10 protein-coding genes and 1 tRNA gene are annotated in these 12,820 nt (G+C 65.1%); 5 read left to right on the top strand and 6 right to left on the bottom strand.

Going from position 1 to position 12,820, the window contains the following annotated elements; translation table 11 throughout:
* Positions 1 to 806: 806 nt before the first annotated feature.
* The 3 genes from G432_RS16445 to G432_RS16435 all read right to left on the bottom strand — a co-directional run bounded on the left by G432_RS16445 (position 807) and on the right by G432_RS16435 (position 2,688).
* Positions 807 to 883: transfer RNA gene (locus G432_RS16445), tRNA-Pro, on the bottom strand.
* Between the two features lie 76 nt (positions 884 to 959).
* Positions 960 to 1,982, bottom strand: coding sequence for a 50S ribosomal protein L11 methyltransferase (locus G432_RS16440; protein ID WP_015459946.1), 1,023 nt, complete (start codon positions 1,980 to 1,982; stop codon positions 960 to 962).
* Complete coding sequence (locus tag G432_RS16435; protein ID WP_015459945.1) at positions 1,972 to 2,688, bottom strand: SDR family NAD(P)-dependent oxidoreductase; 717 nt, start codon at positions 2,686 to 2,688, stop codon at positions 1,972 to 1,974. Before G432_RS16435 ends, G432_RS16440 begins: the two co-directional genes overlap by 11 nt.
* Before the next feature lie 114 nt (positions 2,689 to 2,802).
* On the opposite strand from G432_RS16435, the gene G432_RS16430 reads away from it, so the two are divergent.
* The 4 genes from G432_RS16430 (at position 2,803) to G432_RS16415 (ending at position 7,332) form a co-directional block, all read left to right on the top strand.
* Positions 2,803 to 3,471 carry a TetR/AcrR family transcriptional regulator gene (locus G432_RS16430; protein ID WP_236626801.1) on the top strand — a complete coding sequence of 223 codons (669 nt, stop codon included), beginning with the start codon at positions 2,803 to 2,805 and terminating at the stop codon, positions 3,469 to 3,471.
* A 52-nt stretch (positions 3,472 to 3,523) separates the two neighbouring features.
* The gene (locus G432_RS16425) at positions 3,524 to 4,402 is read left to right on the top strand and encodes an SDR family NAD(P)-dependent oxidoreductase (protein ID WP_015459943.1); all 879 of its coding nucleotides are present in this window, start codon (positions 3,524 to 3,526) and stop codon (positions 4,400 to 4,402) included.
* Between the two features lie 13 nt (positions 4,403 to 4,415).
* The gene (locus tag G432_RS16420) at positions 4,416 to 5,837 is read left to right on the top strand and encodes an aldehyde dehydrogenase family protein (protein WP_015459942.1); all 1,422 of its coding nucleotides are present in this window, start codon (positions 4,416 to 4,418) and stop codon (positions 5,835 to 5,837) included.
* Positions 5,838 to 5,922: 85 nt separating this feature from the next.
* Complete coding sequence (locus G432_RS16415) at positions 5,923 to 7,332, top strand: cytochrome P450 (RefSeq protein ID WP_015459941.1); 1,410 nt, start codon at positions 5,923 to 5,925, stop codon at positions 7,330 to 7,332.
* A 53-nt stretch (positions 7,333 to 7,385) separates the two neighbouring features.
* Here G432_RS16415 and fghA read toward each other — a convergent pair whose 3' ends face one another.
* Both fghA and G432_RS16405 read right to left on the bottom strand, forming a co-directional pair.
* On the bottom strand, positions 7,386 to 8,231 hold the full coding sequence (gene fghA / locus G432_RS16410) for an S-formylglutathione hydrolase (protein WP_015459940.1): 846 nt from the start codon (positions 8,229 to 8,231) through the stop codon (positions 7,386 to 7,388).
* A 210-nt stretch (positions 8,232 to 8,441) separates the two neighbouring features.
* Positions 8,442 to 8,786, bottom strand: coding sequence for a GIY-YIG nuclease family protein (locus G432_RS16405; protein ID WP_187294009.1), 345 nt, complete (start codon positions 8,784 to 8,786; stop codon positions 8,442 to 8,444).
* 425 nt (positions 8,787 to 9,211) lie between these two features.
* Between G432_RS16405 and G432_RS16400 the strand changes: the two genes are divergently transcribed.
* The gene (locus tag G432_RS16400) at positions 9,212 to 9,508 is read left to right on the top strand and encodes a PilZ domain-containing protein (RefSeq protein WP_015459938.1); all 297 of its coding nucleotides are present in this window, start codon (positions 9,212 to 9,214) and stop codon (positions 9,506 to 9,508) included.
* 518 nt (positions 9,509 to 10,026) lie between these two features.
* Here G432_RS16400 and secA read toward each other — a convergent pair.
* Complete coding sequence (gene secA / locus G432_RS16395) at positions 10,027 to 12,762, bottom strand: preprotein translocase subunit SecA (protein WP_015459937.1); 2,736 nt, start codon at positions 12,760 to 12,762, stop codon at positions 10,027 to 10,029.
* Positions 12,763 to 12,820: the final 58 nt, after the last annotated feature.

The following is a 12,820-nucleotide window of genomic DNA, read 5'->3' as shown; positions in this document are numbered from 1 at the left end:
AATAAGCTGACCTACCCCCATTCATATCCGCGCCTCCAATATTCCTTCCGATAAATATCGCGACACGACTCCGCCCTTTGGCGGCTACATCTTCCACATCTCTATTTACGGCCTTCGGACATTTTGCCATCAAGATGAGGCAGCTCCGCAAATCGGGCTGCGGGGGGCGTCGTAACCATTGCCACGGGCCGGTCGGATTTTCCGGCCGGATGGCTGTCGCGCATGTCCAAGGCTCTGCCCAACGACGGCAAAGCCTCGACCTGCGCGGGGATGCGAACACCGGGCCTTGGTCCGGGAAGCCTCTCAATGAAAGAACGAGGGGCCATAGATGCGGACAGCGAACGCGCTTTTCATCGACGTGGGCGTCACAACCGAATTTGACCGGGCCAAGGATATCGGCCTGAGCGGCGGCATTCCGCCCGCCAAGGCATGCCTGGCTTCATAAGCGGGGGGTCTGGGATCATGTCCAATACACAAACCGCTTATGCCGCATCTGAGGAAAGCGACGGGGATGGCGCCAGCGCTCGCGAGCGCAAAGATACGGCGCTTCAAGCATCGAGCGGAAACCAACCATCTCCCCTTGGCGAGCCGGCATCTCAGGCAAGGGGCCGCTCAGGGCTCGCCTTTCGGACCATATGCGCCGCAATCGGGCAATGGCTGAAGCGGATGTTCCGGCGGAAACCCAAAGCCATCATTCCTCGCAGCGAAGCGGAGTGGCTCGAGTTGGAGACGGGCTCATCCCCGGACGAAGGGGAGGCCTGATCGGCCAGCGCGGGGAAAAGGGGTGAAATCCCGTCACTTGAAAATGGTCGGGGAGACAGGATTCGAACCTGCGACCCTCTGCTCCCAAAGCAGATGCGCTACCAGGCTGCGCTACTCCCCGACATGCCGGCCTTAGCGGCGGTGGATCGGCGGGCGCAAGCCCAATCCGTCATCCGCCGCCCCGGCGGCCGGCAAAGTCATCGATGGCGCTTCACCAGCCGCAGCGTCGGCCAGTCGCCGCGCACGATCGTGTCGGCCAGCCGCATGCCCTGCCGGCGATAGGCGGACGCCACCGCATCGGCCTGATGATCCAGCAGGCCGGCGAGGATCAGCGACCCGCCCGGCAGCAGCGCGCCCGCCAGCACCGGCGCCAGCTCGATCAACGGGCCGGCCAGGATATTGGCGATGATGAGATCATAGGGCACCCGCGCGCGCAGGCGGCGATGGGCGAGGCCGGGCGCCGTCACCAGCTCGATCCGGCCCGCGCCGTGCCCGATCATGCCTTCCCTGGCCGGAATGCCGTTCACCGCCGCATTTTCCGCCGTCACCTCGATCGCGACGGGATCGATGTCGGATGCGATCACCCGCGCGCGCGGCCATACCGCCAGCGCGGCGAAGGCGAGCAGCCCCGTGCCGGTGCCGACATCGGCGATGTCGGTGAAGCGGCGGCCGTTGCGCTTCAGCCGATCGATCATCAGCAGGCAGCCGGTGGTGGTTTCATGATGCCCCGTGCCGAAGGCGCGGCCGGCCTCGATGGTGAAGGCGATCGATCCTTCGGGCGGCGCCTCGGTGGCGGCCGGGGTGCGGACGTGGAAGCGCCCGGCGTGGATCGGCTCCAGCCCCGCCTGCGAGAGCGTCACCCAATCCTCCTCGGGAATATGGGCGATCACCGGCTCGACACCGTCCGCGCTGGGCACGAGCGAACGGACCAGCGCCACGGCCGCATCGTCGGGCCGCCCCTCGAAATAGACGTCGAGCTGCCAGTCGTCCGGCCGCGCCGGATCGGGCTCGCTGGTCATGATCGTCGGCATCGGATCGATCAGCGCCAGCGCCGGCACGTCGTCCGCCAGCAGTTCCGCCTCCGCCTTGGTGCAGGGGAGCGTCAGCTTCCAGCTTCCCTCGCGCGGGGCATCGAAGGGAAAGCCGGTCACGCCGTCGCCCTTCGGCTCCGCCGCGGGGCCCCTGCGGCCCCTGCGGGCGACCGGTTGCTTAGCGGACATAGCTTGCTCCATTGATATCGATCACGGCCCCCGTCATCGACGCGGGCGCCTCCAGCGCGAGGAAACGCACGGCCTCGGCCACCTCCTCCGGCATGGCGACGCGGCCCAGCGGAATATCCGCCAGCAGCCTGTCCCCGCCGCGGCTCGCCATATATTCCTCCGCCGGCCCGTTCATGGTGAAGCCGGGGCAGACGGCGAAGGCCAATATGTCCTGCCGGGCATAAGCGCGCGCGATCGTCTTGGTCGCCGCCAGCAGCCCGGCCTTGGACGCGGCATAATGCCAATGATCGGGGCTGTCGCCACGGTGCGCCGCGCGGCTGGCGACATTGACGATGCGGCCGCCGGCCTTCCGCTCCTGCCAATGGAGCACCGCGCGGCGGCAGAGATCGGTGGCGGCGAGCAGGTTCACCTGCAGGGTGCGTTCCCAGCCGGCGCGCCATTCGGCGTCGGGCAGGCCGATCGGCGTGGCTTCGAAGATGCCGGCATTGTTGATGAGCACGTCGATCCGGCCGTCCAGCCGCTCCAGCGCCTCGCCCCACAGCCGCGCGGGTGCGTCGGGATCGGCGAAGTCGCAGGCGATCGTTTGCGCGTCCGCCGCACGGGTGGCCTGGCCGACCACGCGGACGTCCGGCAACCCGCCCAGGCTTTCGCGGATGGCGGCGCCGATACCCCGGCTCGCGCCGGTCAGGAGAATATGAATGGACATGGCCCTGCCGATAGGACGACACCGGCCGTCTGGGAAGGCCCTGTCGCCGGATCGTGGCGCGACGGGGTTGACGTCCCGATCTTTCCGAACGAGTATCCGAATGTGATTCGAGAAATGCCTGCGCCCCGCCGCTCGATCGGCCGACCACGCCTGCTCACCCGGGATATGGTGATCGACGCCGCGATCGATATCGGCCTGGCCGCCATCAGCATGAAACGCCTTGCCGAGCATCTCGGCGTGGGCACCGCCACGCTCTACCAATATGTCGGCAGCCGCGACGAGCTCCTGAAGCTGGCGGCCGCGCGGCAGGTCTCCTCGCTCGACATGGACGAGGCGAGCGACCTGCACTGGTCGAAATATATCGCCGCCTTCGCCCATGCCATCCAGGACCAGCTCGTCCGCTATCCGCAGATCATCGTCCAGTTCATCGATGCGGGCCTGGGGCCGGAGGTCGAGCTGGAGGTGGCCGAGCGGTTCCTGCAGGGCATGGTGACGCGCGGCTTCACCCCGGAAAAGGCGCTGGAGATACAGAGCCATATCGGCGCGCTGGCGATCGCCGGCGCGGTGGCGATCTGCCGTGAGCGGGCGAGCCGCGCACGAGGCCGCTCCTCCACCGCGCGCGTCCAGGCGGCGCTCACCCATTATGCGCCGGAGGAGCTGCCGCTGATCCGCGCCCAGGCACAACATTATTCGACCGACACCGAGACCATAATCGACCGGTTGATCGTTCCACTGATTGAAAAGATCGCGCGCGAACGCGGGGAGGCTCTGCCCGAGGGCTGATCCCCTCCCCCCGTCAGCCTGCCAACGACATCAAATGAGAGGATGAAGGCAAATGCAGGATTTGAAGGATAAGGTCGCGGTAATAACCGGCTCCGCCAGCGGGGTCGGCAAGCAGCTCGCGCTCCGCCTGTCGCGGGCCGGGGCGAAGGTCGTCCTCTCCGATATCGAAGCGAACGCGCTGGAAGCCGCGGTGGCCGAGGTGAAGGCCGCCGGCGGCACCGCGATCGGCCAGGTGGCAGACGTCTCCAAGCGCGAGCAGGTGGACGCGCTGCGCGATCGCGCGCTGGCCGAATATGGCAAGGTCCATCTGGTGTTCAACAATGCCGGCGTCGGCGGCGGCGGCGGCCCCACCATCTGGGATACGCCCGAAAAGGCCTATCGCTGGGCGATGGACGTGAACTTCTTCGGGCCGCTGAACGGCGTGCTATCCTTCATGCCCACCCTGATCGCGCAGGGCGAGGAAGCGCTGATCGCGGCGACATCCTCGGGCGCGGGCATCGTCTTCCCGCCGTCGGGCGCGGCCTATTCGGCGTCCAAGGCGGCGCTGATCGCGCTGATGGAGGTGCTTTCCTACCAGCTCCAATTCTCGGGCACGCAGGTTCGCGCGGCGATCCTCTTCCCCGGCCCGCACGTGGTGGACACCAACCTGTTCAGCTCGCACCGCAACCTGCAGAAGGAATATGACGATCCGGCCATCGCGTCGGGCGCCGGCATCAACAATGTCGACGAATTCCAGGCGGCGATGAAGATGCTGATCGGCCATGAAGTGCCGCTGACCAAGCCGGAGGATTTCGCCGAGGAGGTCTATCAGTCGATCCTGCGCGACGATTTCTACATCCTGCCGCTGACCGACAAGACCAAGGACGCGATCCGCAAGCGGTATGACGACATGATCGAGCGTCGCCAGCCCGCCATTCCGGACATGATGTGAGGAGTTGGCCGAGATGAACCAATATTCCCCCGTCGCCGAAGCCAATCCCTATCAGGACGTCTTCGACAGGCTGCAGGCCCGCGCCCCCGCGCTGGCCCGCACCACCGCCGTCGAACGCATCGCCAAGCTGCGCGCACTCTACCAGGCCGTCTACGAACTGCGCGCCGAAATCGGCCAGGCCGGCCATGACGAGCTGGGCATGGACGGCAAGCTCCACCTCATCCCGCTGAAGGAGGAGATCAACTTCTTCTGCGAGCGGCTGGAAAGCTGGATGGGCAACGAGGCCGTCGAGGACGTGCCGATGCTCCAGGGGCGCAAGGCCTATATCCACTGGGAACCCAAGGGCGTGGTGCTGCACCTGTCCACCTGGAACTCCCCAGTGCTCATCAGCCTCTCCCCGCTCATCAGCATGATCGCCGCCGGCAACGCCGTGGTGCTGAAGCCGTCCGAGGTGGCACCGCTTTCCGCCGAGATGGTGCGCCAGGTGATCGAGAAGGCCGGCCTCGCGGATGACGTGGCCGTCATCACCGGCGGCCCGGAAGTGGCGCAGGCGCTGCTGAAGCTGCCGTTCAACCACATCTGCTATGTCGGCAACAACCGCGTCGGCCGGCTGGTGATGGAAGCCGCCGCCCGCCATTTCGCCGGCGTCACGCTGGAAATGGGCGGCAAGAACCCCGCCGTGATCGAACGCGATGCCGATCTGGAGGATGCCGGGTCCAAGATCGCCTTCGTCCGCCACCTGATCGCCGGCCAGGTCTGCCTGTGCCCCGATTATCTGCTGGTCCACGAAAGCATCAAGGATGCCTATGTGGACAAGCTGAAGGAGAAGATCACCGCCTTCTACAATCCGAACGGCGATGGCTTCAAAAGCTCGGAGGATCTGCCGCGCATCGTCAACGAGCGCCACACGCTCCGCATCAAGGCGCTGATCGACGATGCCGTGTCCAAGGGCGCGCGCGTGCTGATGGGCGGCGAGGTGGACCCGGCGACCCGGTTCGTTTCGCCCACCATCCTCGACAATGTGACCGAGGATATGGAGATCTTCCAGGAGGAAGTGTTCGGCCCGGTGCTGACCGTCCACAGCTTCTCCACCCGCGAGGAAGCGGTGAAGGAGATCGCCAAGCGGCCCAAGCCGCTCGGCCTCTATGTCTTCACCCAGGATCGCGAGACCGCCGACTGGTATATCGATCATACCCGTTCGGGCTCGGCCGCCGTCAACAATGCGGCGATCCAGGCGAACATCCCCACCCTGCCCTTCGGCGGATCGAACCACAGCGGCATCGGCCGGCTGGGCGGCAAGGCCGGCTTCCAGGAATTCTCGAACGGCCGCGCGGTCGTGGAGGATGCGCTGGATCCCGCACAGGGCGCGCCGATGTTCTACCCGCCCTTCCCGAAGGAAGCGGCGATGTTCGTGGAGCATCTGCTGATGCCCTGATCGGGCCGATATCGCCGGTTCGCCCCATGCCGCCGCCGGTGGCGCCGGGGCGGGCCGGCACCGGCCGGATAGACAGGAGGTTGTCTTGGCCACGCTACTCGAAAGACCAATGGCGCCGGAAACGAGCGATCCTTCGCTTGCGCGTCCGGCGAGCGAGATCCCCCTTGTCTCGGTCGTGCCCTTCCTCGGCAACACGCTGGAAATGGCGAAGGACCCCGCCGCCTTCTTCCTGCGCTGCTATCGCGAATATGGCTCCGTCTTCAAGGTGAAGGTGTTCGGCCGCGAATCCATCGTGATCGCGGGCCCCGAATCCGCCCTGTTCATGACGACGCGGGAGGGCCGCGATGCCCTGCGGTCGAAGGAATATAACCAGGGCGTCGCCGACGAATATGGCGCGACCGAGGTGATCAACGGCGTGGACGGCGAACGCCATGTCCGCCTCCGCACGCTGATGCGCCAGGGCTTCTCGCGCGAGGCGGTGCACGGCCAGTATGACGATCTGGTCCGCATCACCGACAGCGCGATCGCGCGCCGCTGGCAGGTGGGCTCCCGGCTGCCGGTCGTCTCCGCGATCCAATATATGATCGTCGAGCAGCTCGGCATGATCCTGACCGGCCAGGCGCCGCTCGATTATGTCGAGGATATTCGCTTCGCGATCCTCACCATCCTGAACGTGCTGGTCACGCGCCAGCGGCCGAAGATCATGCTGCACGATCCCCGCTTCCGTAAGGCGCGCCGCCGGGTGGAGGAGCTCGGCCACACCATGATCGCCGATTTCCAGCGGAAGGTGGCGGACGGCACCGCGCCCAAGAACCTGATCACGGACATCATCCGCGCCAATTTGGACGACAAGGATATCATGCCGGATCAGAACCTGATCCTCACCGTCACCGGCCCCTATGTCGCCGGGCTCGATACCGCCGCCAACACCATGGCCGCCTGCATCTACGGCGTCCTCAAGAATCCCGAGGTGCTGGCCCGCGTCCAGGCCGAGGCGGACGAGCTGTTCGCCAAGGAAACGCTGAACGAGGACGATATCCGCAAGCTGCCGGTCATCAACGGCGCGGTGATGGAAGCCATGCGGCTGTGGCCGATCGCCGTGGCCCAGATGCGCGTCGCCAATTTCGATTTCGAATATGCGGGCTACACCATCCCCAAGGACGAGATGATCTATATCGGCACCAGCGTGCCGCACTTCATGGAGGAATTCTTCCCGGATGTGAACAAGTTCGATGTGGATCGCTATCAGCGCCCCCGCGCGGAGCATCTCCAGAAGGGCGCCTATTCCCCCTTCGGGCGCGGCCCGCATTCCTGCCTGGGCCAGGGCCTGGCCGAGGTGCTGATGGCGATGAGCATCGCCCGGATCTTCCACCGGCTCGATCTCGCCCTGCCGCATCCGAACTACGAGTTGAAGACCAAGACCGCGCCCACGCCGGGGCCCGCCATGGACTTCGCCGTCAAGGTCATCGGCGAACGGCGGCCCAGCGGCATCTGATCGCGCCTGCGCCCATGCCCCCTTCCCATTGCGGGAGGGGGCATAGGGCTATTTCAGCCAAGGCGCCGGGCGTGCCAGCGCAGATGATCCTCCATGAAGGTGGAGATGAAATAATAGCTGTGGTCATAGCCCGGCTGCATCCGTAGCGTCAGCGGGATGCCGGCGCGATCGCACGCCTCGGCCAGCAGCTCGGGCTTGAGCTGGGTTTCCAGGAAAGCGTCCGCCTCGCCCTGGTCCACCAGCAGCGCATCGACGCGCGCGCCGTCCTCGATCAGGGCCGTCGCGTCATAATCCCGCCAGCGCGCACGATCCGGTCCCAGATAGCCGCCCAGCGCCTTCTCGCCCCAGGGGCAGCGCATGGGCGAGGCGATCGGCGCGAAAGCGGAAATGCTGCGATAGGCGGCCGGATTGCGGAGCCCGATGGTCAGCGCGCCATGGCCGCCCATCGAATGCCCCATGATCGCCTGCGCCCCCATGTCCGCGGGGAAATGCCCGGCAATGAGCCCCGGCAACTCGCGCTCGACATAGCTGCGCATGCGATAATTGGCGGCGAAGGGCGCCTCGGTCGCATCGACATAGAAGCCCGCGCCCAGCCCGAAATCATAGGCGCCGTCGGGATCGTCCGGCACGCTTTCCCCGCGTGGGGACGTATCGGGCGCGACGAAGATCAGGCCCAGTTCCGCGCAGACCCGCCGATATTCCCCCTTCTCGGTGACATTGGCATGGGTGCAGGTGAGGCCCGAAAGATACCACACCACCGGCCGCTTCTCCCCGGCGATCGCCTGCGGCGGCAGGAAGACGGAAAAGACCATGTCGGTGCCGGTTTCGGCCGAGGCATGGCGATGCACGCTCTGGATACCGCCGAAGCTGCGATTGCTCGACAGGGTTTCGATCGTCATTGCCCGGCCCCTTTTTCAGATTTCCCGATTGCCCCGCCCCGTTAGATGGATTTCCCAACGGATGGAATTGCCGACCGCTTCACGCCTCGGCTGATGAGGCGAAGGAATTCCGAAGCGGCGACCATCGGCTGCCGGCGACAGAAAATAGGGTCGCGCGGTCGGAGGTGGGACGGACCTATCGTCACCCCGGGCTTGTTCCGGGGTCCGCCGTCAAGCAGGTGATGGCGCCAGCGGCTCAAGCCCGAGCGGCACCGCCAGATCATGCCAAGACGGATTATCCCGTTCGATCAGATTCCGTTTCCAGTCCCTTCGCCAGCGCTTGATCTGCTTTTCGCGCAGGATCGCGGCTTCCATCGTGCCAAACGCTCCCCAGTAGACGAGATATTTCACCCCATATCGCTTGGTGAAGCCATCGAACATGCCGTCGCGATGCCGGGCGATGCGGCGCAGAAGATCGGACGTTACGCCGACATACAGCGTGCCGTTGAAGCTGCTGGCGAGAATGTAGACGCAAGGCTGGCGCTCGATCATCAACGCCAATGTCTGCGGCACCATGGACCCCGGAACAAGTCCGGGTGACGATGGGGTATGCGTGCAGAGCTATGTCCGCAATGCCGACGGGGCCGGACCGGTTGCGGTCTGACTCGCCGATGATCGGTCGTTGACCAGCCCGATAACAGAAGAGAGGCGTTCGATCCGTGATATCGGAGGTGTGATCCGTCGACGCGAGCGACTCTCGGCTTGGAGGGGACCCTAAAACCGGTTCGGATGATAGCTGAGCTGGTGTCCGCCAACGGCTATGGCCGCCATGCCCACCTCATCGGAAAGGTGCATTGCCGGACGCCCCATTGCCGCCAGCTTTCCGAAACAGCCCCCCACCCTGCCGGGGTTTACGCAGATTTCACCTCCTCGCGCGATAATCGGCATCGAGGGCCGGCGAATTGCGGGGCAACGGAATGTCGGAAGCGACCAGACGAAGCATGCGGCATGATGTGATCGCGCAGGCCATCCTGCATGTCGCCGGCGAGGCGCCGATGGCCGCCACGCTCTGCAATATCTCCCGCCATGGCATGGTGATCGACAGCCTCGCCTCGCTTTCCAGCCACAGCGATATCCGCATCGAATTGATCGAGGGGCAATTATTGCCGGCCCGGCTGATCTGGCGCGAAGGCTTCAAGGCCGGGCTCGAGCTTGTCGAGCCGCTGCGCGCCAACGATTACTGGCCGCTCCTCGTCGCCCTGGCGACCGACGACGCTTCGGCATCGGACGCCTGCTGAGGCCGCGGGCCGCGCGCGGCAGGCGACTCCATCTCCGGCAGCGGGCAAAAAAAGAGGCCGACCCAAGGGCCGGCCTTTGAAGTTTTTAGGAGAGGATGCCTGAAAGGCCCGTCCTTTTTGCGTCCGCGAACGATATTACGCAAGTGCAAAACTACGAGCCATGGTTGCAAAATATGCAATCTCACCCCATTCTGCCCCATGATCTCGGTATCAGCAAATCAGAAACATGAGTTTGCGTATCGTGAGGTAGATTTTTCTACGCACCCATTGCCCAATATGGGTGCAGATGCTGCAATGCAGCATAAAGCGAATCGCAGCGATATCCTGGAATTCCGGCGCTCCCGCCGGATTTGCCCGCTCGTCGACATCTGCCCGCTTTTTAGGCACAGCATCCGACACGCAGCCACAGGCGGGCCCGCCGCCATCGGGCATCCATCCAGCGCGGGGAAAGCGCGGTGCGCGCGGGGACGGGGCGGACACTCCGCCGCCCCTCCCCGCCGGGCCCACCGCCGCTGCGATCAGAAGGCGCCGTGGCAGTGCTTATATTTCTGCCCCGATCCGCAGGGGCAGGGCGCGTTGCGGCTGATCTTGCCTTCCCAGTCCGCCGGATCGCTGCCCAGCTCGTCCGCCGCCGATGCGGTGGCGATGGAAAGCGGCGCGATGCGCGTCGTCACCAGGCCGAGCGCCCCCGCATCGATATCGCGGGTATCGTCCTCGCCTGTGAACGGATCGATATGGCTGGTGATGAAGTCCGGCATCGGCGGCAGCTCCGGCGGCGCGCCAAACTGCACATGGCTCAGCATGCGGGTCACGTCCTCGCGGATGGCCACCAGCATCCGTTCGAACAGCGCGAAGGCTTCCTGCTTATATTCGTTGATCGGCGTCTTCTGCGCATAGGCGCGCAGGTGGATCACCGCGCGGAGCGCATCGAGCGTCGCGAGATGCTCCTTCCAATGATGGTCGAGCGACTGGAGCAGCACGCTCTTCTCGACGCTGCGGCGGGTTTCCGGCTCGACCGTGGCGAAACGCTCGGCGATCCGCTCCTCGGCGAGAGCCTGCAGCCGCTCGTTCACCATCTCCGGCTCGACCGCCTCTTCCTTCAGCCAGTCGTCGATCGGCGGCTCCAGGCCCAGCAGCTCGGCAACGCGCGCCTTCAGGCCGGCGAGGTCCCACTGCTCGGGATAGGAATTGGGCGGGCAGGCATCGGCGACGATCGCGTTCACCGTCTCGGCGCGCATGTCGGCGACGACATCGTCCACCGTCTCGGCGTCCATGATGTCGGCGCGCTGCTCATAGACCACCTTGCGCTGGTCGTTCATCACGTCGTCATATTCGACGACCTGCTTGCGGATGTCGTAGTTGCGCGCCTCGACCTTCTTCTGTGCGGTCTCGATCGCCTTCGATATCCACGGGCTGATGATCGCCTCGCCATCGGCGAGGTTCTTGTTCATCATCTTGGCGAACATCGTCTGCGGGCCGAAGATGCGCAGCAGGTCGTCGTCCAGGCTCAGGTAGAAGCGCGAAAGGCCCGGATCGCCCTGGCGGCCCGAACGGCCGCGCAGCTGGTTGTCGATGCGGCGGCTCTCATGCCGTTCGGTGCCGAGCACGAACAGGCCGCCGGCCGCCAGCACGGCTTCCTTCTCCGCCGCGATCTCGGTGCGGATCTCGGCCGCCTTCGCCTCATATTCAGGCGTGCCTTCCACCAGGTCCGGATGCTCGTCCAGCATGCGGAATTCCAGGTTGCCGCCCAGCTGGATGTCGGTGCCGCGGCCCGCCATGTTGGTGGCGATCGTCACCGCCTTCAGCCGCCCGGCCTGGGCGACGATATGGGCTTCCTGCTCGTGATAACGGGCGTTCAGCACCTTGTGGTCGACGCCTTCCTTCTTGAGATATTCGGAAAGCAGCTCCGACTTCTCGATCGAGACGGTGCCCACCAGCACCGGCTGGCCACGCTCCGCCGCCTCGCGGATCGCCTTGGTGATGGCGCCGAACTTGTCGGTGATGTTCTTGTAGAATTCGTCGTCCTGGTCGATGCGGCGAACCGGCAGGTTCGTCGGGATCGTGACGACGTTCATCTTGTAGATCTGGTAGAATTCGCCCGCCTCGGTGGCGGCGGTGCCGGTCATGCCGCCCAGCTTGGGATACATGCGGAAATAATTCTGGAAGGTGATCGAGGCGAGCGTCTGGTTCTCCGGCTCGATCTTCACGCCTTCCTTGGCTTCCACCGCCTGGTGGAGCCCGTCGGACCAACGGCGCCCGTCCATCATGCGGCCGGTGAACTCGTCGATGATGACGACCTTGCCGTCCTTCACGATATAGTCGGTATCGCGCTTGAACACGACGTTGGCGCGCAGCGCCTGGTTCAGGTGGTGGACGACCTGCGTATTCTCGAAATCGTAAAGGTTGGCGCCTTCCAGCAGCCCCGCCGCTTCCAGCAGCCGCTCGATCCGCTCGGTGCCGTCCTCGGTGAGCGTCACCGATTTCTGCTTCTCGTCGAGCTCGTAATCCTCCGGCGTCACCTGCTTCACGATGGCGTCGACGGCCAGATAAAGCTCGGACTTGTCGTCGGTCGGGCCGGAGATGATCAGCGGCGTGCGCGCCTCGTCGATCAGGATCGAATCGACCTCGTCGACGATGGCGTAGGCGAAGGGCCGCTGCACCATCATCCCGCGATCATATTTCATGTTGTCGCGCAGATAATCGAAACCGAATTCGTTGTTCGTGCCGTAGGTGATGTCCGCCGCATAGGCATCGCGCCGCTGCTGGTCAGAAAGGTTGGGCACGATCACGCCCACGCTCAGCCCCAGGAAGCGATAGACCTGGCCCATCCACTCGGCATCACGGCTGGCGAGATAGTCGTTGACGGTGACGACATGGACGCCCTTGCCGTCCAGCGCGTTCAGATAGGTGGCGAGCGTCGCCACCAGCGTCTTGCCCTCGCCCGTCCGCATCTCGGCGATCTCGCCGCGATGGAGGACGATGCCGCCGATCAACTGCACGTCATAATGCCGCTGGCCGAGCACGCGCTTGGCCGCCTCACGCACGGTGGCGAAGGCTTCGGGCAGGATATCGTCCAGCGTCTCGCCGGCGGCGAGGCGGCCTTTCAGCACCACCGTCTGGTTCTTCAGCGCTTCATCGTCCAGCGCGGAAATCTGGGGCTCCAGCGCGTTGATCTTCGCGACGATGGAACGCAGCGACTTCACGTAACGGTCGTTGGACGATCCGAAAATGGCCTTGGCGAGTCCGCCCAGCATGGTGATTCCTGTTCGTTGAAATTGGCAGATGCGGGGCCGGAAGGGCCGGCCCGAGGCG

This window comes from Sphingomonas sp. MM-1 (assembly GCF_000347675.2).
Taxonomy (GTDB): domain Bacteria; phylum Pseudomonadota; class Alphaproteobacteria; order Sphingomonadales; family Sphingomonadaceae; genus Sphingomonas_E; species Sphingomonas_E fennica.
Note: the sequence above shows the minus strand (reverse complement) of the source record. Positions and strands in the feature narration are given on the sequence as shown.